19 protein-coding genes and 2 pseudogenes are annotated in these 20,820 nt (G+C 53.1%); 13 read left to right on the forward strand and 8 right to left on the reverse strand.

All coding sequences use genetic code 11. From position 1 onward, the window contains the following. The first annotated feature begins 74 nt into the window (after nucleotides 1–74). Nucleotides 75–935 carry a 23S ribosomal RNA methyltransferase Erm gene (erm, locus tag NYE48_RS12325; protein WP_340998904.1) on the forward strand — a complete coding sequence of 287 codons (861 nt, stop codon included), beginning with the start codon at nucleotides 75–77 and terminating at the stop codon, nucleotides 933–935. A 91-nt stretch (nucleotides 936–1,026) separates the two neighbouring features. Beyond that, on the forward strand, nucleotides 1,027–2,070 hold the full coding sequence (locus tag NYE48_RS12330; RefSeq protein WP_340998905.1) for an acyl-CoA dehydrogenase: 1,044 nt from the start codon (nucleotides 1,027–1,029) through the stop codon (nucleotides 2,068–2,070). 64 nt (nucleotides 2,071–2,134) lie between these two features. Here the strand turns inward: NYE48_RS12330 and NYE48_RS12335 are convergent, their stop codons facing one another. Genes NYE48_RS12335 through NYE48_RS12345 form a run of 3 tightly spaced genes read right to left on the reverse strand, consistent with a single transcriptional unit; the run spans nucleotide 2,135 to nucleotide 5,061 of the window. Then, the gene (locus NYE48_RS12335) at nucleotides 2,135–3,010 is read right to left on the reverse strand and encodes a TIGR03943 family putative permease subunit (RefSeq protein ID WP_340998906.1); all 876 of its coding nucleotides are present in this window, start codon (nucleotides 3,008–3,010) and stop codon (nucleotides 2,135–2,137) included. Nucleotides 3,011–3,026: 16 nt separating this feature from the next. Next, on the reverse strand, nucleotides 3,027–4,019 hold the full coding sequence (locus NYE48_RS12340; protein ID WP_246536557.1) for a permease: 993 nt from the start codon (nucleotides 4,017–4,019) through the stop codon (nucleotides 3,027–3,029). 25 nt (nucleotides 4,020–4,044) lie between these two features. Beyond that, entirely contained in the window at nucleotides 4,045–5,061 is a 1,017-nt protein-coding gene (locus NYE48_RS12345; RefSeq protein ID WP_340998908.1) for a CobW family GTP-binding protein, read from the reverse strand. 227 nt (nucleotides 5,062–5,288) lie between these two features. Between NYE48_RS12345 and NYE48_RS12350 the strand changes: the two genes are divergently transcribed. Both NYE48_RS12350 and NYE48_RS12355 read left to right on the forward strand, forming a co-directional pair. Next, complete coding sequence (locus tag NYE48_RS12350; protein WP_340998910.1) at nucleotides 5,289–6,131, forward strand: metallophosphoesterase family protein; 843 nt, start codon at nucleotides 5,289–5,291, stop codon at nucleotides 6,129–6,131. Nucleotides 6,132–6,252: 121 nt separating this feature from the next. Further along, on the forward strand, nucleotides 6,253–7,143 hold the full coding sequence (locus NYE48_RS12355; protein WP_036709372.1) for a DMT family transporter: 891 nt from the start codon (nucleotides 6,253–6,255) through the stop codon (nucleotides 7,141–7,143). A 403-nt stretch (nucleotides 7,144–7,546) separates the two neighbouring features. On the opposite strand, the gene NYE48_RS12360 is transcribed toward NYE48_RS12355, so the two are convergent. From NYE48_RS12360 to NYE48_RS12375, 3 genes and pseudogenes are all read right to left on the reverse strand, one after another. Then, entirely contained in the window at nucleotides 7,547–8,572 is a 1,026-nt protein-coding gene (locus NYE48_RS12360; protein ID WP_340998911.1) for a Ger(x)C family spore germination protein, read from the reverse strand. Then, nucleotides 8,562–9,613 (reverse strand): annotated as a pseudogene (locus NYE48_RS28220) (GerAB/ArcD/ProY family transporter). The gene NYE48_RS12360 and the pseudogene NYE48_RS28220 overlap by 11 nt, the downstream one beginning before the upstream one ends. Nucleotides 9,614–9,669: 56 nt before the next feature. Beyond that, nucleotides 9,670–10,671: a spore germination protein gene (locus tag NYE48_RS12375; protein WP_340998916.1), complete on the reverse strand. Its 1,002-nt coding sequence runs from the start codon at nucleotides 10,669–10,671 to the stop codon at nucleotides 9,670–9,672. Nucleotides 10,672–10,899: 228 nt separating this feature from the next. Between NYE48_RS12375 and ltrA the strand changes: the two genes are divergently transcribed. Further along, entirely contained in the window at nucleotides 10,900–12,291 is a 1,392-nt protein-coding gene (gene ltrA, locus NYE48_RS12380; RefSeq protein WP_340996795.1) for a group II intron reverse transcriptase/maturase, read from the forward strand. Between the two features lie 129 nt (nucleotides 12,292–12,420). Here ltrA and NYE48_RS28225 read toward each other — a convergent pair. After that, a pseudogene (locus NYE48_RS28225) lies at nucleotides 12,421–12,492 on the reverse strand (hypothetical protein); the annotation flags it as partial. Between the two features lie 25 nt (nucleotides 12,493–12,517). Next, entirely contained in the window at nucleotides 12,518–13,045 is a 528-nt protein-coding gene (locus NYE48_RS12385) for a spore germination protein (RefSeq protein WP_340998917.1), read from the reverse strand. 276 nt (nucleotides 13,046–13,321) lie between these two features. Here NYE48_RS12385 and NYE48_RS12390 point away from each other — a divergent pair, with 276 nt between their 5' ends. The 8 genes from NYE48_RS12390 to NYE48_RS12425 all read left to right on the forward strand — a co-directional run bounded on the left by NYE48_RS12390 (nucleotide 13,322) and on the right by NYE48_RS12425 (nucleotide 20,721). Further along, on the forward strand, nucleotides 13,322–13,921 hold the full coding sequence (locus tag NYE48_RS12390; protein WP_341000647.1) for a bifunctional transcriptional activator/DNA repair enzyme AdaA: 600 nt from the start codon (nucleotides 13,322–13,324) through the stop codon (nucleotides 13,919–13,921). Then, a complete protein-coding gene (locus tag NYE48_RS12395; protein ID WP_036715639.1) occupies nucleotides 13,911–14,465 on the forward strand; it encodes a methylated-DNA--[protein]-cysteine S-methyltransferase in 555 nt (184 codons plus the stop codon). Before NYE48_RS12390 ends, NYE48_RS12395 begins: the two co-directional genes overlap by 11 nt. After that, nucleotides 14,458–15,171 (forward strand): 2OG-Fe(II) oxygenase, encoded by a 714-nt coding sequence (locus NYE48_RS12400; RefSeq protein WP_212947502.1) that lies wholly within the window; start codon nucleotides 14,458–14,460, stop codon nucleotides 15,169–15,171. The genes NYE48_RS12395 and NYE48_RS12400 overlap by 8 nt, the downstream gene beginning before the upstream one ends. Before the next feature lie 44 nt (nucleotides 15,172–15,215). Then, nucleotides 15,216–16,034 (forward strand): SPL family radical SAM protein, encoded by an 819-nt coding sequence (locus NYE48_RS12405; protein WP_340998918.1) that lies wholly within the window; start codon nucleotides 15,216–15,218, stop codon nucleotides 16,032–16,034. Between the two features lie 38 nt (nucleotides 16,035–16,072). Then, nucleotides 16,073–16,690: a DNA-3-methyladenine glycosylase family protein gene (locus NYE48_RS12410; protein WP_212947492.1), complete on the forward strand. Its 618-nt coding sequence runs from the start codon at nucleotides 16,073–16,075 to the stop codon at nucleotides 16,688–16,690. A 12-nt stretch (nucleotides 16,691–16,702) separates the two neighbouring features. Beyond that, nucleotides 16,703–17,398: a DNA alkylation repair protein gene (locus NYE48_RS12415; protein WP_340998919.1), complete on the forward strand. Its 696-nt coding sequence runs from the start codon at nucleotides 16,703–16,705 to the stop codon at nucleotides 17,396–17,398. A 306-nt stretch (nucleotides 17,399–17,704) separates the two neighbouring features. Then, nucleotides 17,705–19,513, forward strand: a complete 1,809-nt coding sequence (locus tag NYE48_RS12420) for an LTA synthase family protein (RefSeq protein ID WP_340998920.1) — start codon at nucleotides 17,705–17,707, stop codon at nucleotides 19,511–19,513. Between the two features lie 200 nt (nucleotides 19,514–19,713). Beyond that, nucleotides 19,714–20,721 (forward strand): LacI family DNA-binding transcriptional regulator, encoded by a 1,008-nt coding sequence (locus NYE48_RS12425; RefSeq protein ID WP_340998921.1) that lies wholly within the window; start codon nucleotides 19,714–19,716, stop codon nucleotides 20,719–20,721. Nucleotides 20,722–20,820 lie beyond the last annotated feature (99 nt).

Raw genomic sequence — 20,820 nt, forward strand, 5'->3', positions numbered from 1 at the left:
AGGACAGCGTGTTTTCCCTTTGCTCCGAATCGCAGGCGGAAGCCCAAGATTTCTAGATGAAGGGAAGATGCCTAATGATCTCGAAAAACGATAATCGCCGGGGAAAAAGAAGCTGCGGAGACTCGCCTCATTTTTCCGGGCAGCATTTGCTGCATCACAAAAAAACGATCCAGGAGATCGTAGCTGCAGCCAAGGTCGGCAGACAGGATACCGTATTGGATTTAGGCGCAGGAAAAGGAGCTCTGACGGCGGTGCTGAACCAAAAGGCCGGAAAGGTTTTGGCCGTGGAAATCGATCGCAGGTTCGTCGACATTTTGAAGCAAAAAAACCTGCCTTATCCCAACACGCAAGTCATTCATGAAGACATTTTGAACATGCGGCTGCCCAAAGAACCCTTTATCGTCGTTTCGAATATTCCGTACTCCATTACGACGCCGATCTTGAAGAAACTTCTCAGCAAACCTTCGAGCGGATTCCAAAGAGGCGTGATCGTGATGGAAAAAGGCGCGGCCAAAAGATTTACGGCAAAAACGGCCAAAGATCCGTATATCGTCGCTTGGAGAATGTGGTTTGACATCCGGTACGTGAAAGATATTCCAAGACAAAGTTTCGCTCCGCCTCCCAAGGTGGATTCCGCTTTGGTGGCGATCAGCAGGAAAGCAAAGCCGATCGTGCCGATGAAGGACTATCCGGTCTTTTGGGGAATGGCGGAACATGTGCTGAAAAACCCGGGATTATCCGTCGATTTGGCATTGCGGGGCCTATTTACGGCCCCGCAAATCAAGCATGTCAAACGGAGTCTGGGGGCAAGAGGCGACCTGCCGGTGGCGTCTTTATCCGAGCATCAGTGGGGGATCGTTTTTGAATCGATGGTACGCCATGTTCCGAAGTTTCGATGGCCGAAGGCCAAAAAAGAGAAGTTCGGCTGTTTTTGAGGACGGGGGCTCCCCGTCTTTTTTTAACAGCTTCAAATTGGAGTTCATGGTAAAATAGAATAGATATCATTCATACGAAAGTGGTGGAAGCATGGGATTTACACAGCAGGAGATTAGCCGCATCCGCGAGCAATCGTACCGGATGGAGCAGGAAGGCGGCATGACGCCGGAAGCGCTTCAGTACATATATGATAAAAAGCTGTTTCATTTGTTCGTCGCGGATGATTTGGAGGGGAAAATGACACCGCTTCCGGAAGCGATCCGAATTTTTCAGGAATGCGCCCGCATTGACGGCAGCTTCGGCTGGCTTGTCACGATCGGAGCGGGCGGCGGTTATTTCGTGCCGTTCATGACGGACGAAATCGGCCGGAACGTGTACGCCAAACCCGATGCCGTCATTGCAGGCAGCGGCGCGACGACGGGGACGGCACGAAAGGTGGAGGGCGGTTACATCGTGAACGGGAGATGGAAATATTGCAGCGGTTCCCTGTACGCCACGACCTTTACGGCGAATGCGGTGCTTGAGCGGGAGCAGGCGGCGGATTCCGGCGAAGCGCCGGAGATCGTTACCCTGATCATGCGCCCCGACCAGGTTCGAATCGAAAAGGATTGGAATACGTTCGGCCTGAAAGCGACCGGCAGCCACAGCATGATCGCGGAGGATGCTTTCGTTCCGGACGAAATGACGTTTTCGTTCACCGAGGTCCGATCCCATGAGGACGAGCTTTTGTACAAATATCCGTTTTTGCCGTTTGCGCAAACGTCGTTTGCCGGGGTAGCGATGGGGCTCACGGATCATTTTCTGGAAGCGGCGGAATCCTACCTGCAAGCGCGGGGCAATGACAGCGTCCTAAGCGAACTGGAGGAGCAGAAAGAGGAATTCGCCCATCAAAAGGACGCTTTTTACAGAGTGCTGGACAAATCTTGGGAAGAGCTGGGGCAAAAAGGCAAACTGACGCCCGAAATGGAACAGCGAATCTCCATCGAATGCATCACGGCGGCCAAAGCTTCGGTTGGCTGCGGCCTGCGGCTGTTCCCGCTGCTGGGACTGGCGGCATGCATGGAGGACACGGAAATCAACCGCGCATGGCGGGATTTGCAGACGGCTTGCCAGCATGCGCTCCTAAGAGCTTAAAAAAACGGCGAAAGCCGTTTTTTTATTTTATCCATCCTGAAAGAAAGGCAATGAAAAAGCGGAGTCACTTCTCCTTATTCGCAAACTTTTGCAGCTCGTGCCAAGTTTCGACGGAATCGGCGCTGGTGTAGATATAAGGCGCGTCCGGCTGGGCGATCGGCGTGATGGAAGAAGCCTCGATCCGGATGAGTTCTTTTCCATCCTGCGGAACCACGCGGATTTTCCCCTGTACCTTCACCCAAGCATCTGCCGGGAGGTGCTGCTGCCGAACCGGATCGACCAGAATGCCCAAGGGAGTCGCATCCGCCGTGCAGCATTGGACGAGGAAACGGCTCACCGCGAACGGACCGGTGTCCTCGCCCGCTTGATCCCGGTATACGAAGCCGGATACGGCAATTTCCTTGCCTTCAAACTGTTTTTTGTACATGTCGATGGCGCCGAACGTCTCGGAGAAAATGGCGGGATAAACGGGAATGACCGGCTGTTCGTACAAAATCTTCGCAAGCTCCGTAAATTCTTGGGCATAAGGATCCTTCGATTCGAAGCGAACGGATTTTTCAGGCTCGACGGCGCTGTAGGAAAAGGACATGCCCTTTTTTACGGCGGCGGCGCTCCCCAAAGCCCGGTCGGGAAGGACGAATCCGAGGAGGAGCGGGAACAGGAACAACCCGTATAAAGCGCCGCTTGCAAGAGGCGATGCCGGCAGCCGGTGGCCGCAATTGCAAAGCATGGCGCTTTTGCCCAGCACGGCCTGGATGATCAGGCTAAGCGCCATCAAGCCCAGGGGGAACGGGCACAGCTTGATCCAGCGCGCAAGCGCGGGGGCAACGTAATAAGAGAGCGCGTTTTCGTTCGTCAAATGCCAAATATAATAGGCGAACGCCAGCAGAACCGCTGCCCGAAACAGGTAATGCAGGCGGATGCTTTTGGAATCGTTCATGGGACCACCTCCAAGCTTATAACCAGGGTGATAACAAAACGGAGCCGATAAACACGCAGGCGAAGATGAGGAAAAACAGGTACAGCGCAAATTTGGTTTTGAAAAGCGCCATCAGCATCATCGCGTTTTTAAAGTCAAGCATCGGCCCGAACACCATAAAAGCAACCAGGGAGCCCGCCGGGAACGTATGCAAAAAGGTGGAAGCGACAAAAGCGTCCGAAGTCGAGCAGAGGGAAAGCGCAAAAGCCAGTCCCATCATGAACAGATAAGAACCCAGCGGCTGCCCGCCGACCGCAGCAAGGCTGTCCCTGACCATAAACGTCTGCAACGCCGCGGTGAGCAAACAGCCGATCAGAAGATATTTTCCCATTTCAAAAAACTCTTCCGACGTATGCACGAATACCGAGGTCAACCTGCCTCCCCGAACGGCATGGGAGTGCGCCATATCGCCCATTTCGCGTTGTGCCGACCAGCGCATGGGCGATTTTTTTACCGTACAATAGACGATCAGCCCGATCAGAAACGCTGCCGCGAAGGCCAGTCCCATCCGGGCGTAGGCCAATTCGGGGTGATTGCGGAAAGCCATGAAGGTCGCTCCATATACGACCGGGTTTAGAATCGGCCCCGACAAAATGAACACGATCGCGACATAGACGGGCATGCCTTTTTGGATCAGCCGGCGCACGAGCGGAATCATGCCGCATTCGCAAACCGGGAACACGATCCCGAGCACGCACGCGAACAAGATGCCGGGAATCGCCCTTTTTGGAATCCAGCGGGAAATGACCTCATCGGGAACAAATACCTGAAGCAGGGAGGACAACAGCGCGCCGGCCAATATAAACGGCAAGGCCTCCAATAAAATGCCGATGAAACCCGTTTTGAACGTATGGACATATTCGTTGTTCAGCAGTCCTTGATATTCCGGCAGCCACATGACGACAAGGATGATCAGCAGGGCGGCAGGAAGAAGCAAGGGAATGATTTTCATGGGAGAAAGCGCGGTCACGGATCAAAGCTCCTTCCTGTCGGTTTTAACGGAATAATGCGGCCCATGTTTCTTTCAACTGCGTTTCGTTTAAATCCATGCCGATGCATACCAGATAGGGAGAACCGGGATAACGCGAATCCTCCCACGACGTGCGGCCTCCCGCATACTGAACGAGCCGGACCGGCCCGCCTTGATCCAAGGCGACGTGCCCTTTGGCTCTCATGAGGCTGTCCCCCCAGCTTTGAAAAAAGGATTCCAAACGCTCCCGGGACAACTTGCGCTCGGGGGATTGCCGAGGAAAAGTTAACGTGACCGTGCCGACGCGCGAAAACGATCCGTAAGTTTCCGAAGCGCCATGGCGGTGTCCGTCCGGAATCGCCGAGTGAACCTGCACAGGCTTGGTGATGGCACCGGCGACCGTTGGGGCATGCGAATTCGATGCCTTGGGCGAAATCCCTTGCAAAAGATCCGGCAGGGGAATCCGGCTGTACGTCGTAAACGTCAATTTGGCGGTCATGTTATGCTTTCGGACCATGTTTTCGATTTTGGCGAGCATGTCCCGGGATACCAGGTCGCTTTTGTTCACCGCGATCAGGTCCGCCGTTTCGAGCTGTTTGCGCAGCGTTTGAACGAGCCGTTTATCCGCCGAAAACCGGCTGGCGTATTCAAGGGCGTTTTCTGCGTCCAGCAGCGTAATCGTATGGTGCAGTTTCAAGCAATTCCTAAATTCCGGGCCGTGCAACACCGTTTTGATTTCGTATGGATCGGCGACCCCGGTAAGTTCGATATAGATCACGTCCGGCCGCTGATCCTGCAGGAGAGCGAGGCTGTACGGAAGCTCGCTTTTGCGGCTGCAGCATACGCATCCGTCCAAAAGCTTCTCCACTTGTATGTCGGCATGCTCTTCCAGGATGGTGCCGTCGACGTCGCGTTTCCCCAGTTCGTTCATCAGGATGCCCGGCCGAAGGCCCCTTCGTTTGCTTTCTTGGATGAGGGACAGCAGCAGGGTCGTTTTGCCGCTTCCGAGAAAACCGCTGAGCAGGATGACGGGCGTTTGCATAAGCGTCCACCTCTTTCGATTCTATGAATATGACGGATCCATGGATCGGATGCAAAAAAATAGGTTCGTTTATTTATACGTAACGATTACGATTTAATGACTTGTTTCGCGGAGGCTTCCGTTGTCTTTTACAAACGATGGCCGTGAACTTAATGGATCCATAACACTTGGTCTGTAATATAGTGGGAAGAAATACTTGAACCTGATCAGCGGAGGGAGCGATCCATATGAGATTGGCATTGCTTGGGGATTTGCATTATCACGAGATCGACCGGTCGATTCCGGGGCTTGCGGAGGCCCGGGACGCGTTTTATCGGCATGTGCTGGATGAGTTTTTGAATTTGGATGCGGATTTGTACGTTTCGCTTGGAGACCTGACCAACTTTGGACTAACGTCGGAGCTGGAGGAGGTGTACGCGATGCTTCGCCGGCCCGATAAACCATTCGTCCACGTGCTCGGCAATCACGACCTCTACGGGCAAACGAGGGAGGACGTGCTGAAGATTACCGGACAACAGCGTTATCACGTGCTCGATACCGAGGGAGCTATGCTTGTTTTTTTGGATACGGCCAAAGAATTGGATTTCAACGACTGGGGAGGCTGGCTTGATTTCGAGCAGCTGGCATGGCTGGAAGACAAGGTGGAATCGTCCGGGGAAAAGCCGCTGCTTGTGTTCGGCCATCACCCGGTATACCGGACCACGGCCGGTTCGGAGCGGGAAAAGGGCTCGATTCATCCGGGCATCGACATGTGGAACATCCTGAACCGCAAAAAAGGCATCGGCATTTATTTCAACGGCCATACGCACATGGATTCGATCGTGCAGCGCGACGACTGGTCATTCGTACAAATGTCGGCCTGCCTGGATGAGCCGGGTTTTCGGATCGTGGAGATCGGGAACGAGGCGATCCGGATTTCGGCCGTGGATGTCGCCGGGCCGGAGGTTCTGGAAGCTGCGGCGGTGCTTCACCGGCATATGAAGCATTTTACTCCCAATCCGCATGCGCGGGGAACGGAAGCAGACCGGGCCCTGACGGTTCCGGCCTTAAACAGCATGAAGCAGTTGTAGCAAGAGCAGAGCATCAGAACCTTTTCATGAAAGAAACGCTTTCAGAAAAAAGCCGTGACGAAGCTGACATATAGGAGTATAATTCACTCCATGCCGATGTTTTTACAAGGAGTGAAGATCCATGCGACAGCATAACAAAACGATTTTTCTTTTGGCTTTTCTCATTTTGGTATGGGGCATCAACTGGCCTTTGTCCAAATTTGCGCTTCAATATACGCCGCCGGTGCTGTTTGCGGGGCTCCGCGCGCTGATCGGCGGGCTGCTGCTCGTGCTCGTAGCGCTGCCCAAGTACAAGCAGCTGCAATTTCGCCGGAACTGGCATGTGTATGTATTGTCTGCCCTGCTCAGCATCGTGCTTTATTACGGCGTGCAGACGATCGGGCTCCAGTACACGCCGTCGGGGCTGTTTTCGGCCATCGTGTTTTTGCAGCCGGTATTGCTCGGCCTGTTTTCCTGGTGGTGGCTTGGAGAACGGATGACGCGCCAAAAAATGCTCGGGCTGATCATCGGCTTCGTCGGCGTCGCCACGATGAGCGTCGGCGGCATGACCGGAAACATTGCCCCGATCGGCATCGTGCTTGCGCTCGTAACGGCGCTCACCTGGGCGCTGGGCACGGTCTTCGTCAAAAAAATCGGACACCGCGTCGATTCCCTCTGGCTTACGGCGATGCAGGTCACGATCGGCGGCATCATCCTTCTGGCCGGAGGTTCGGAGATGGAAAGCTGGAAGGACATCAAGTGGAATGTGCCGTTCATGGCGGATACGGCTTTTATTGCCGTCTTCGTCATCGCCCTCGGATGGTTCGTCTATTTCAAGCTGATTCATGAGGGAGAAGCCAGCAAGGTGGGGTCATATACTTTTCTCATTCCTCTGGTCTCCATTGTTACGAGCGTATTGTTCCTGAACGAACATGTGTCGCTGAACTTGGTGTTCGGTCTGCTTCTCATCCTGGCCAGCATCCTTCTCGTGAACGTCCGGTTCAGGAAAGCCGAAAAAACGACGGCCGCATAAACGTTTCAACAACTTGAGCCGCGCTTCATATTGGAACGTTTCCGAATTGTTCGAAGCACGTAAAAAAGCAGAGCCGAGGCTCTGCTTTCAGGCTGTCGAGAAACCCCCTGTTTTTTTGCAGGGGGTTTAAAATTGCCTCGTCGGTCACTGAAGTAGGGTTCTCAGAGCGCTTTAAATCGATTTTTATTTTAAAAGATATGATTCCCCATATAAAAAATAGAGTGTCGAAAAGTCCGTTGGACTTTCTCGACACTCTGAAAGCAGAGCCGAGGCTCTGCTTTTTTGGTAATCCAAGGGCATGTATCGAAAAAGTATTCTAATGCTGCAGCTTTCCGTAATCCTTAATCCGGACATGGACATGGACCGAAATATCCGCGTCCGCGTACACTTTCCTCCAATCCAGTCAATGCCATACGCCAACGGGAAGCGAATTGCGCACATATTGGCCGATCCCCAGCGGATCGGTTTGTTTTTCCTGCAGCGTGCGGACCAAGGAACGGCATTTCGTTTGGATGGATTTCCGAATCTCTTCTTCCAGCTTGCGCTGCTCCGCTGGTTTTTTCATATCCAGTTCCCCGATATACTCGAGCAGCGAACCTTCAACCTTAATGTCCATGTCTACTTTCAATCTTTTTCCTTGCAAAAGCTTGGATGAAGAGATGACATGAATTTTGCGGCGGCTTCTTAGAAATTGCAGGGAAGCCTGCTCGCCATCATCGTGATCTTCTTTCAAGTTCAGATATAAATCGCCGGCATGAATGTTATGGTGAAGTAGCCCAAAAAACATCCGGTCGCTCGGCTCCACCTTCCCGACGTATTTGTCGTCTTTAAAAAGGGCGACGCCGTCGATGATCAAGCTTTCCTTTTGTTCCCTAATGATGGTGGTTACCGGATCGATTCCTTCGTCATAATAATCCCTTGAAAAAGTATATAGGTTGGAATCGGGGATGTCGCCTGCTTTGGCTTCCGTCCGGATGAGCGTATCGATGTATTCGCCAGCCGTCGGTCCCTGCGGGTAGTCATTGCGAAGCAAGATGTGGTAAGGATCCTCTTCCGCGATGATGACGTGCATTCTGGAGCCGATCATGGGATCCCGGCGCAAGGAATCGAGATGCTTCCAAATCCCTTCCCTGGCCAGTTTTTCCCCGAATAACACCTGCCTAAGCTGTCCGGTGACCAATCTCCGGTTGTTTTGCCGGTCAAAATGCGATTTTGCGTCTTTGTCGGACTTGGCGACGACGGAATATACGATGGCATCCTGGTGGTTCGATTTCGTAATGCTGATCGTGACCCTCATGGAATCTTTTGGTTCACCGGACTCCTTGTCATAGGCAATCGTTCGGATGAACCCGGATTTCTCCAAAATATGCTCGTCCGTGCAACCCGTCAGCACCACGAGAAGGACAAGGCAAACGAGCTTAACTTTCATTGTTCGGCACCTTTCCTTTCAGTTTGAGATATAGCAGCACGCAGATCAGCACCACCGGTATGATGAAAGCAATGTAAGTTTCAGTGTACAGCACTTTTCGTAAGAGCTGTTCCGATTGCCCCAGGTATTTAGGGATGTATCCGGTAAAAAACACCATGGTCACGATCACGAACTCGAGCCGGTTCGGCTTTACTTTCGGGCACGTCTGCTTGATCGCGGTCAGGGCGGCATAACAATACATGACCGTCACGATCAAATTGGCGAACACGAACATCGAGAACACGAGGTTTTCGATCCGGTTAATGAACGGCATTTCGATGAAATCCAGCAAATCGATGATGGGGTATAGAAGCGACTCGATTTGATGAAAGCTGAAAAAGCCGAACGCAGTCAGTATGACGATTAACTGGGCAATGGTAATCACCCAGTGCCCGATGAACACGCCTTGAAACAATTTGCTCTTTTTGTGACATGGGGAAATAGAAACATGCAGAGCTCGTAACCCATAAAAGTGGTGTACACTTCCATCCAGTTGCGAAACGAATGGCCCTGGGACGCAAGCTGGAACAGATGCGGCGAAAACCGGACGATCTCCCAATCCTGGAACTGATACACCGTGAGCCCTACCGTCCATATGGTCATGAAGAAAAATACAGTCGCCGTTTTGCTGATATTGTAAATATTCTTGATCAAGAGGGCGAAGACCATGAGACAGAAAAGCAGGAATATAAACATCGGATTGGTCGTCTGGAACGACAGCATTTGGAATATAAGGAAGAATTTTTTTCCGGTGAAGGAAGCCGTAAATATCCAAAAAACGGCCAGCGCCCAATAGACCGGATACATGACCGCTTTGGGCAGCGCGCACTCCATGATTTGAAATACGGAGGCGCCGCGGCCCATGCGGTAGACCAGCCAATACAGAAAGATATTAAACGTGGCGAGAACGGACAACGCCAAATAGCCGATCCATCCGTTCGTGCCGATATTTTCGACGATCAAGCGGGGGAGGCTGAACATCGTGATGTTCATCTCGGTCATGAAAATGAGCAGGGTGATATGGAAAACGTTTAATTTTTCTTTCACTTTGTTCACCCTTATTTCCGCATTTTATTGGTGGATTTGTTTTGGGAATCCGAAATGGAAGGGCGCTTTCTAAGGCCCCAAAAAGGTCCGCGAACGAACGTGTCCAGCAAATCGGAAAAGTTCATCGGAGACAGCGGCGTCAAATAGGACGTTCCCATGTTGGTGACTCCCGACAAGTGGATCACCACAAGGCCGATACACATCATGAGCCCCAAATTTCCCAAGACGCCGGCCATGATGATCAGGCCGAACCGGATCAGGCGGATGGATGCGCTCATGATATAGCTTGGGATAGTGAACGATGCGATGGCGGACGTGGCGACCGTGATAATGAGAATGTTGCTCGTGAACCCGGCCTGCACCGCGGCTTGACCGATCACGATACCGCCTACGATGCCGATCGTTTGGCCGACTTTCGTCGGGAGCCTTGCGCCGGCTTCGCGAAGCAGCTCGATGGTCGTCTCCATGAGCAGCGCTTCGATAAGCGGCGGGAAAGGAACCTTTGCGCGCGATTCCGTCAAGTTTAGAAGCATCGTGTGCGGAATCATTTCATAGTGATAGGTGGTCACGGAAACGTAGAACGCGGTAAAGCTGATCGTAATGAGAAAGCCGATGAACCGCAAAATCCTCAGGGCAGACCCCAGCAGCCAGCGTTGGTAATAATCGTCCGGCGAAGAGAAAAAATCAAAAAAGTTGGTCGGACACACAAACGCGGACGGGCTTCCGTCCACAAAACCTACGATGCGGCCGCCGATCAGTTTGGACGCGATGGCGTCCGGGCGCTCCGTCGTCATGAACTGCGGGAATACGGAGTTCGGATTTTCGGTACGCCCAGCATGGGCGTCATCTCTAGGGTGAAAGTCCCGAACGGGGGCTGGCGAGCGCCTACCGTTAGCCAAGGGCAAGGGTGTCTGCCGCGAGGCAGAATCTGAAGGAAGCCGGAGGCAAAAGCACGGGCCAAGGTACACGAACTGGATTTGAGGCAGGGATAGCCGGATGAGCTGCCCGAACACAGCGAAATCCCAAGCCGCCAAGAGCTATTTCTGTAAACTCCAGTGGTCGCGGGCGGAAAGATGACGTTCTTATCTGGGGAGGCCTGCGGGAGGAAAAAAAATGCGAAGTCACTTCGTAACCGTAACCGAGAGGTTGCGCTGAACCCGCAGGAGTCAGCAGAGGTCATAGTACGTGAGTACGGGACGCCGGAAAGCGGAAGGACCGAACCGAAAGGAGAGAGGAAACCGATGCGTTCGAGTGAGGAGCAAAGAAAGCCGAATATCCCGCAAGGGAGCTGCCGACAAAGAGGAGCGGTGAAGCCGCAAGGGTATGTTGGAGCGCCGAGCTCTTCACCGGCACAAGTCGCCCCTTCCCCTCGCGGAGATCAAAACGACTTGCTGGAGAAGATGCTCGAAGGAAATAACCTTCGGCTCGCCTACAAACGAGTGGTTCAAAACGGGGGAGCTCCTGGTGTGGACGGCGTAACGGTAGCCGAGCTACAAGCTTACCTGAAAACCCACTGGGAAACGGTGAAAGCCGAACTTCTGGCGGGAACCTACCGGCCGGCGCCAGTCAAACGGGTGGAAATCCCCAAACCCGGAGGCGGCGTACGGCTGCTGGGCATCCCGACCGTGATGGACCGTTTCCTCCAGCAAGCGCTTCTGCAAGTGATGAATCCGATATTCGACGCAGACTTCTCGTGGTACAGCTACGGCTTCAGACCCGGAAAGCGGGCGCATGACGCGGTGAAGCAAGCGCAGCGGTACATCCAAAGCGGCCGAAGATGGGTCGTAGATCTGGACCTGGAGAAGTTCTTTGACCAAGTGAATCACGACATGCTCATGGCAAGGGTGGCGCGGAAGGTGAAGGACAAGCGAGTACTGAAGCTGATCCGAGCCTACCTGAGTGCCGGAGCGATGGAAAACGGAGTTTGCCAAAAGACAGAGGAAGGAACCCCCCAAGGCGGTCCGCTGAGCCCGCTGCTGGCAAACATTCTGCTGGATGATCTGGATAAAGAACTCACCAAGCGAGGCTTGTGTTTCGTCCGCTATGCGGACGACTGCAATATCTTTGTCGCAAGCAAACGGGCAGGTGAACGTGTCATGAGATCGATAACTCACTATGTAGAAGGAAAGTTGAAACTGAAGGTGAATCGGGACAAAAGTGCCGTAGACAGGCCGTGGAATCGGAGATTTCTTGGTTTTAGCTTTCTGAGGAATAGACAGGCGACGATTCGTCTGTCCCCTAAGACGATCTCCCGATTGAAGGAGAAAGTCCGGGAGCTAACGAATCGTTCCCGGTCCATATCGATGGAAGAGCGAATTTTAAAATTGAACCGCTACCTCATGGGATGGATTGGATACTTCCGGATAGCTTCTGCCAAGGGCCACTGCGAGAGATTCGACAAATGGATTCGAAGAAGACTGCGCATGTGCTTATGGAAACAATGGAAGCGAGTGCGTACACGTATTCGAGAACTCCGCGCCCTGGGCGTGCCAGAATGGGCCGCTTTTATGATGGCCAACTCCCGCAAAGGAGCTTGGGAAATGTCCCGAAACATAAATAACGCCCTTCCGACAACCTATTGGGAAGCGAAAGGGCTGAAAAGTTTGCTTTCTCGTTACTTGGAACTTCGTTAACCTTTTGGAACCGCCGTATGCGGACCCGCATGTACGGTGGTGTGAGAGGACGGGGGTTTGCCGCCCCCTTCTACTCGATTCGATCAGCTGAATCAGCATGTTCGAATCCATGACGGCATCGAATTCGATCGATCGAATCCGCTTTTTCAAGTCTTCCACCATGTCTTGATCCGCGATCCGGTCGATGTAAGCCAGTACCACGTCGGTTTTGGCGATTTCCCCGACCTCAAATTTGACGGTTTTTAAATGCGTGCTTTTGATTTTTTTTTCGCAATACGCCCAGATTCTGGGACAGATTTTCCACGAAGCTGTCGTGGGGGCCGGAAATGACCGTCTCCGTCTCGGATTGGGAGATCGATCGGCCAACGGGCTCGGAAATATCGACGAGATAGGTCAGGTCCCGAAAAAATATGGCGGCTTGACCGTCCAGGATCCCTTTGACGCATTCCTTGGCGTCGCCCGTCAGCTTGTATTGGGAACGTTTAAAGATTTGTTCCGCTTCCTCCTCGGTGGCTTCGGAAAGGGGATCGACGATATCCCGCTTTAGCGGCTCCGGTCCCACCAGGAACGGGAGATAAACGATATGGACAGAGCAATTGGGATACGTGCGCTGCTGAAAATCGATGCAGTCCTTAAACTGATCCAGTATATGGTTCAAAGCAGGTTTTTCGTTTTTTTCGGGTTTGGCGGTCACCTGATCCGAGCTTTTCCCTTGCGTGAAGAAAAATTTCCTTAAATTCTGAAAAACGCCCATAAACAACACCTCGTGGATATTTTCCCCATGGAAGGGGCGAATATGCATTCGAATCTTCCCTTATGTTTTGCATTAGGTTGATATTGTAAGGAACGTATGTTCCTGTTAAAATGTATAAAAGACCTAGAAGCACGAAAAATATGGAATCCCATGGGGAAGACCCAAATGAAGCAGGGGAGCGGCGGAATATCACGATCTTGCTTTTCTATTCCGATATTCCTTCGTCCGGACGAAAAAGAGGGTATACTTTGGATGAAGGGGTGAACGAATATGAACATGGCGAAAGAAGAGGCGTTAACGGAGGAAAGATGGCAGGCGATCATCGGGAATGACGCGTCCTATGACTTCAAGTTTTTTTACGCGGTCAAATCAACGGGGATTTTTTGCAGGCCTTCCTGCAAGTCAAAGGTCCCCAACCGGGCCAACGTTCGGATCTTCCGCACCGCGGCGGAAGCCATTCGGGAGGAATTCCGGCCGTGCAAACGTTGCAAGCCGACGGGTGAACGTTTGCCGGACCGCGAGTGGGTCGACGCGATCGCCCGGTACATGGAGCGGCATTACGACAGCGCGATGACTTTGAATATGCTGGCGGAGATGTTTCATGGCAGCCCGTACCACTTGCACCGGACGTTCAAAAAAATCATGAAAGCAACGCCGGTCGCCTATTTGCAAGGCATCCGATTGGATAAGGCGCGCGAGCAGCTTGCCCGAACCAACATGTCCGTAGCCGAGGTCGGAAGCAGCGTAGGGCTTCCGAATCCGTCCTATTTCATCTCGCTATTCAAACGAACATTCGGCATGACCCCCTACGAATATCGAAAACGGATGATGGAAACGGAGATATGGACCCAAGGAGGCGCATTCGATGAAAAGTGAAGTGTTAGGACCTGTTTATTGGTCGGTGTTGGAACACGGAGGCTGGACGCTGCATCTCGCAGCGACGTCCCGCGGCCTTTGCTACGTAGGTTCGGCTAACAAGCCGTTTGAGGAAATGGAAGAATGGGTGGGAAAACACATGCGCCCGGCGAAGCTGATCCGGGACGATAAGGCGCTGTCGCCTTATATCGGCGAATTGGCGGATTACATCGAAGGCAAGCTGGTGCGCTTCACGATTCCCTGCGACCTGGTCGGCACCCCGTTCCAGCGTTCGGTTTGGGAGGCGCTGCGCTCCATTCCCTACGGGGAGACGCGCTCCTATTCGGACATCGCGGAATCGATCGGCAAGCCGGCCGCGGTTCGGGCCGTGGGTTCGGCGATCGGCGCCAATCCGGTGCTCATGTCGGTCCCATGCCATCGCGTCATCGGCAAAAACGGAGCCTTAACCGGCTTTCGCGGCGGGCTCGAGATGAAATCGCGGCTGTTGTCCATCGAGAAAGCGGCCGCCGATACCCGGGCCCGTGAGGTTGCCCATCATGCATAACGAGGTTTCGGAACGGGTTGCGGCTTTGGACTGGGACGCGCTCCACCGGGATTTGGATCAGCAGGGATTCGCCGTTTTCCGGCCGATCCTGACTCCGGAGGAGTGCGAGGCATTCATTGCGTCCTACCCCGCCGAAGAGCTGTACAGAAAAACGATCGATATGAAAAGATACCGTTTTGGGCTCGGGGAATACAAGTATTTTCAGTCGCCTCTTCCCAGCCGGCTGCAGCAGCTTCGGGAGGCGTTTTATCCGCCGCTGGCGGCTGCCGCCAACCGCTGGCTGGAGCAGCTGGGCAAGGAGCCGGGGTATCCCGGCACGCTTTCCGCTTTTCTGGAGAAGTGCCATGAAGCAGGACAACGCCGTCCCACGCCCCTCATTCTGAAATATGAAGCCGGAGGGTATAATTGCCTGCATCAGGATTTGTACGGCGAGGTATATTTTCCGTTTCAGGTGCTCCTTACGTTGAACCGGAAGGATGTCGATTATGAAGGCGGCGAGTTTCTCTTGGTCGAACAGCGCCCGCGCGCGCAAAGCCGCGGGCATGCGATCAAGCTGGAACGGGGAGCCGGCGTCATTTTCCCGACGAGCTTCCGTCCCGTTCAAGGAGCAAGGGGACATTACCGGGCTTTTCTGCGGCATGGGGTCGGCACCGTAACGGCCGGCAAAAGGTACAGCTTGGGCGTCATTTTCCATGATGCGACATAAAACGGAAACTTTAGATATGAGAATTGAACCCGGGGGGAGAAGCCATGACCTATTCGCTGGAATATAAAACGCCAAAATCGATGCTGAATAAAGGGACGGGCTTCCTTTCCGGTTACAGCCATTCGCTAAACTCGTATTCGGGCTGCTCGTTTGGCTGTTCATATTGTTACGTCCGGCGAATGCCCGTAGCCACCTTCCGTGAAAAGGCTTGGGGAACGTGGGTGGATGTCAAACATGGCGCTGCTGACGTGTTCCGGAAAGAGCTCGCCAGGGCTCGAAAGAAGGGGCCGGTCACGATTTTCATGTCCTCGAGCACCGACCCCTACCAACCGGCGGAGGCGACGGAACGGATTACGCGCTCCTTGCTGGAAGCGATGGCGGAGCTGCCGCCGGACTTTTTGCTGGTACAGACCCGGAGTCCCCTCGTGAAACGCGATATCGATTTGCTTCTTCGATTGGGGGATCGCGTCAGGGTCAGCATGACCGTGGAAACGGACAGGGAAGGCATCAGACGCCATTTTACGCCTGGAACCCCGCCGATCGAAGCGAGGCTTAGGACGCTGAAGCTTCTGAAGGAAGCCGGTGTGCCGGCCCAGGCAACGATTGCGCCCGTACTTCCGAGCACGGATGCTTTTCCGTCCAAATTACGCACCCTTGTCGACCGGGTATGCATCGACGATTATTTTATGGGTGACGGAAGCGGCGGAAAGCGGACAAGAAGCCTGGGCATCGAGCGGCTTTACGGGGAAATCGGGCTTAAGGAATGGTATGATCCCGGCGCATACCGGACCGTCTATGAACGGTTCATCGGAACTTTTCCGAAGGATCAAGTGTTTCTCAGCCAAAAGGGTTTTGAACCCTAATTTTAAACGAAAGCCGCGACGGGAGGGGGAACAAGCCTATGTTGAGTCAAAACGCCGCGTTTTTTCAATACGGCAAGACGGAAACGGAAGCATTAAAGAACGCGGATCCCATACTTGGCGCGGCCATGGACAAGCTGGGGAGAGTGGAGCGACCCGCGAATCCGGACCTGTTTCAAGCTTTGAGCCAGGCGGTGGTAGGCCAGCTTATTTCGGTCAAAGCAGCTCAGTCCATCTGGGAAAGGATGCTTCGCCGGTTCGGGCGAATCGATCCGGCCGTTATAGCGGCGGAGTCTCCGGAGGAGTTAAGGGCCTGCGGTTTGACGGAGAAAAAAGCGGCATCCATCCATCGCATCGCCAGCAGCATTAGAACCGGCGAGTTTAACTTGAATGAGCTTGTTCAACTCCCTGACGCCGAAGTTGTCCGCCGCTTGACGGCGCTTCCGGGCATCGGCGTGTGGACGGCTGAAATGGTGCTGCTCCATGCGATGCAGCGGCCTGACGTGGTCAGCTGGGGGGATGTGGCGATCCGGCGCGGAATGATGAAGCTCTACGGTCTTGACGGGTTGTCCAAACAGCAGTTCGACGAGTACCGGCGGCGTTATTCGCCGTATGGTTCCGTCGCCTCGATCTATTTATGGGAAATATCATACAGGTAAGGATGGAAGTTCATGATGGTAACGGAAACGGCGGTCGTTCGAGCGAAGCTGCTGGAGCTGGCCGAACCTGAATACCAAAAATTTGCGTCATCCCTCATTCCGGGCGTATCCAATTTGCTGGGCGTCCGGATTCCGGAGCTGCGGAAATTGGTGAAGGGGATTGCAAACGGGGACTGGCGGTCTTATTTGCAGCATGCTCCAGGCGAATATTTTGAAGAGGTAATGCTGGAGGGCATTTTGATAGGCCATGTAAAAGCGGACCCCGCTGAAAAGCTGAATTATGTCGCCGCGTTTGTCCCTAAAATCGACAATTGGTCGGTATGCGATACGTTTTGCTCCGGCTTGAAATTCACCAAAACGAACAAGGAGCTGGTATGGGATTTTCTTCAGCCATATTTACGGTCCGAAGAAGCATACGACATCCGTTTTGGCGTGGTCATGCTGCTCAATTATTACATCGACGAAGCCTATATCGATCGCGTGCTGCACATCCTGGATCGGATCCGCCACGAAGCTTATTACGTCCGAATGGCCGTGGCTTGGGCATTATCGATGTGTTACGTAAAACTGCCGGCTACGACAATGGCTTACCTGCAGAACAGCACGGTCGATGATTTTACATACAACAAAGCGCTGCAAAAAATAATCGAGTCGACCCGCGTTGATTCGGAGACCAGGCAGCGAATCCGAGCGATGAAACGGAAGTAGCCTCCAATTCTTTGGCCCCTGCCTGCAAGATTAGGAGTTTTCTTCCAAGGCGCCACCCGGCGTCTGCTGCGATACACCATCGACACGCTCGGCGGCAAGCCGCCCGTTCAAGCGGGATCAGGCCGCCGGGCAGGGTGTGCATAGCCGTCAAATTCGCTGACATGCATCAAAACACGAAGTAAGGAGCACCTTTTGTAAAAGGCTGACCTTCAGTCATCTGAAGCGCAAGTCTTTTTCTTTTTTTAATCTGCTTTTAAGAAATATGTAGTATAATATCCGCCTGAGTCAAGTAAGGAGAGGATACGAGTGCAACAATTGTTTAAACCCTCGAAGCGGTTGGGAGCGACGCTGCTTACCCTGTTCTTTGGCGGTTTTGTCCTGAATTTCATCATGCAGGCGGCATCCCTGAACCTGAGTTTGGGAAGGGTTCTGTCCTGGATTTCGCAATATTATTGGCTTTATATTTCCGGGAGCCTGTTTTTCTTTTTTGTGCTGCTCACTTTTGCGGCGATCATTCCGAATGTGTATTCCGGCGCGTTGTTCGCTTTTTTGGTATGCTGCATTTTGGCGGTGGCCAATTATAAAAAGCTGAGCACGACCGGCGAACCGTTATTTCCATGGGATTTGATGCAGGTTAAAAACGCCAAGGAAATGACCAAAATCACGCATGGCATGATCTCTCCCGCAGCCGTGATCATGGCGGTCGTCATCGTCGCCGCGCTGGCGTATTTGGCGTTTAAGCTGCCCAAGCTCAAGGTTCAGCTGCCTTTGCGCCTCGTCATGGTAGCGGTGTCCGTTTTGATGATTGCCGGGTTCATTCAAATGGTCGGCGGGCAAAGCGCGTTTGCAACCTCCATGCACTATCAAAATATTCCCTGGAACCAGAAGGTGAATTACGCGCAGAACGGGTTTGTGTATGCTTTTACGGGCAACCTGAACCAGAAACTGATGGAAAAACCCGAAGGGTACAGCAGAGAGGCGATCGAAAAAATCGCCGCCAAATACCGCAACCTGCCGGATCGCGGAACGGCGAAGCCGGCCGCGGAGCAGCCGAACATTTTGTATATCATGGACGAGGCTTTTTTCGACCCTACCCGGCTGCCTACCTATACCTTTAGCGAAGATCCGCTGAAGTTCATCCATCAGCATGAGCATGCAACGCCTTCCGGGTATTTGCTTTCTCCCGAATTCGGGGGGAATACGGCCAACGTCGAATTCGAAGCGTTAACCGGTTTGTCGATGTATTTTCTGAAGGACGGATCCATTCCTTATCAGCAGCGGATCGTCAAAATGTCTTCGCTTCCGTCGATCGTCAGCATTTTAAAAGAAAAAGGGTACGAAACCAAAGCCCTTCACCCGTTTGACGATACGTTTTATAACCGAAATCGGGTGTATCCGATTCTTGGCTTCGACCGTTTTACGAGCGAAAAGGATTTGCAGAACGCGGAACGGTTTACGCCGAACGGTTATATCACGGATAAGTATGCCATGCAGGAAGCGGTTCGCCAGCTTCAATCGTCGGATGAGCCCGCCTTTCTGCATCTCGTGACGATGCAAAACCATTTTCCGTTCACGAAAGGCTTGAATGGCGAGAACACGATTACGGTCGGCGGCGTCAAGCCGGAATATAAAGACGAGATGGAAACGTACGTGCACGACACGAAATTGACCGACGAAGCCGTTGCCTATTTAAGCGGCGAATTAAAGAACATCAAACGTCCAACGATCGTCGTTTTTTGGGGCGACCATCTGCCGGCCTTGTCTTCGGGAATCTACGCCCAGGCAGGCTGGGACCAAAATCCGCGGCTGAAACATGAGACGAAGCTTCTGTACATGGCCAATTTCGATATCGGAAAAAGCTCCGTCGGCACAATCAGCCCATCGTTTATCGGACCGACGTTATTCAAGCTGAGCGGACAGGAGTTGCCTCCGTATTACAAACTGCTTGAAAAGGTGCAATCCGAAATACCCGGGCTCAATAAAAACGTGCTGATTGGCGCTTCGGGAATCATATCGCAGCTAACCCCCGATCAGCGGTCGCTCTTAAACGATTACCGCTTGGTCGAATACGATTTGCTCGAAGGAGAACAATACGCCAAGGCTCTCCTGTTTTAAGTTCCAATCGACAGACAACCCCGCCGCATCGGCGGGGTTTGTTGTCATGAGCGGGCGATTCGCCGGGGAACCCCCGGCTTCATTGTAAAAACCGCTTAAGTCCGGTATCATTAACCCTGGATGTAGGCGCTTTTTTTGCATCATTTTTATGAATCGCATAATCTATACATAACGAAGTCATTTGGGAAGGAGGAGGTCGAATGGCGACCATAAAAGACGTGGCGAAGCTGGCGGGGGTTGCGCTTTCGACGGCTTCTTATGCATTAAACGGGGACCCGAAAGTAAGCAAAGAAACGAAGGAGAAAGTCCTTGAGGCAGCCCGGCAGCTGAACTACCGCAAAAACGGTTTTGCCATGGATTTGAAACGGAGCCGCACCAACACGATCATGCTGATCCTGACCGATCTTTCCGGGCCTTATTATTCGGAGCTCATCCGGAGCATTCAAGACGTGGCGATTGCAAACGGTTACGATCTGATCGCCTGCAGCTCCATCGGCGCCCAGGACTCCACGGCCGTCCGTTTTCTCCGCGAAAAAAGAGCCGACGGGGCGATCGTATTGGCCCAGAACATTCCGAACGAAATTTTGCTGGAGTCGGCGTCGGAACGTTTTCCGATCGTCGTGATGGACCGGGAGCTTACGGGCGACGGGTTGGCGAACGTGTTGGTGGACGGCGAACAAGGCGGTTATATCGCCACGCGTCATTTGCTGGATTCGGGACATCGAACCATTGCTTATGTCAGCGGCCCGCAAAACTCGTATGACAACGGCCAACGTTATAAGGGATATCTCCGAGCTTTAAACGAGAGAGATTTAAGCGAGAAGACGAAGTGGCGCCTGACCGGCGGTTTTGTGCGGGATGGAGGATATCGCGCCACCAAAACGATGATGATGCAGGGCGAATTGCCATCGGCGATTTTTTACGGGAACGACGAAATGGCCATCGGCGGCCTGGCGGCGTTGAAGGAAGGCGGGTATTCGATTCCCGGCGACATTTCGATCATCGGCTTCGACGATATCGAGCAGGCCGGTTACATGAATCCGCCGCTAACGACGATTCGCCAGCCCAAACACGAGGCCGGTTCCTTGGCGGCGCATTTGCTGTTCCAAATGCTTAACGGGGAAGAGGTCAACGCGACGTATAAGCTGGGCATTGAACTGGTTCAACGCGGGTCCGTCCGGAATGTCGACAACCGGATCGATAGCTGATTTATTGGACATCACTTGAAAAATACCTTCCGTCAAGCAATAATAGAGACTCGTGTATCATTCCCATCGGGATGATGCTTAATTTCAAGCGTAAGAAAG

This window comes from Paenibacillus sp. FSL M7-1455 (assembly GCF_038004655.1).
GTDB lineage: Bacteria > Bacillota > Bacilli > Paenibacillales > Paenibacillaceae > Paenibacillus_AQ > Paenibacillus_AQ cookii.

Coding starts and splice junctions, on each gene's coding strand:
- erm (WP_340998904.1), top strand. CDS start 75: ATGATCTCGAAAAACGATAATCGCCGGGGAAAAAGAAGCTGCGGAGAC.
- NYE48_RS12330 (WP_340998905.1), top strand. CDS start 1,027: ATGGGATTTACACAGCAGGAGATTAGCCGCATCCGCGAGCAATCGTAC.
- NYE48_RS12335 (WP_340998906.1), bottom strand. CDS start 3,010: ATGAACGATTCCAAAAGCATCCGCCTGCATTACCTGTTTCGGGCAGCG.
- NYE48_RS12345 (WP_340998908.1), bottom strand. CDS start 5,061: ATGCAAACGCCCGTCATCCTGCTCAGCGGTTTTCTCGGAAGCGGCAAA.
- NYE48_RS12350 (WP_340998910.1), top strand. CDS start 5,289: ATGAGATTGGCATTGCTTGGGGATTTGCATTATCACGAGATCGACCGG.
- NYE48_RS12355 (WP_036709372.1), top strand. CDS start 6,253: ATGCGACAGCATAACAAAACGATTTTTCTTTTGGCTTTTCTCATTTTG.
- NYE48_RS12360 (WP_340998911.1), bottom strand. CDS start 8,572: ATGAAAGTTAAGCTCGTTTGCCTTGTCCTTCTCGTGGTGCTGACGGGT.
- ltrA (WP_340996795.1), top strand. CDS start 10,900: ATGCGTTCGAGTGAGGAGCAAAGAAAGCCGAATATCCCGCAAGGGAGC.
- NYE48_RS12385 (WP_340998917.1), bottom strand. CDS start 13,045: ATGGGCGTTTTTCAGAATTTAAGGAAATTTTTCTTCACGCAAGGGAAA.
- NYE48_RS12390 (WP_341000647.1), top strand. CDS start 13,322: ATGGCGAAAGAAGAGGCGTTAACGGAGGAAAGATGGCAGGCGATCATC.
- NYE48_RS12395 (WP_036715639.1), top strand. CDS start 13,911: ATGAAAAGTGAAGTGTTAGGACCTGTTTATTGGTCGGTGTTGGAACAC.
- NYE48_RS12400 (WP_212947502.1), top strand. CDS start 14,458: ATGCATAACGAGGTTTCGGAACGGGTTGCGGCTTTGGACTGGGACGCG.
- NYE48_RS12405 (WP_340998918.1), top strand. CDS start 15,216: ATGACCTATTCGCTGGAATATAAAACGCCAAAATCGATGCTGAATAAA.
- NYE48_RS12410 (WP_212947492.1), top strand. CDS start 16,073: ATGTTGAGTCAAAACGCCGCGTTTTTTCAATACGGCAAGACGGAAACG.
- NYE48_RS12415 (WP_340998919.1), top strand. CDS start 16,703: ATGATGGTAACGGAAACGGCGGTCGTTCGAGCGAAGCTGCTGGAGCTG.
- NYE48_RS12425 (WP_340998921.1), top strand. CDS start 19,714: ATGGCGACCATAAAAGACGTGGCGAAGCTGGCGGGGGTTGCGCTTTCG.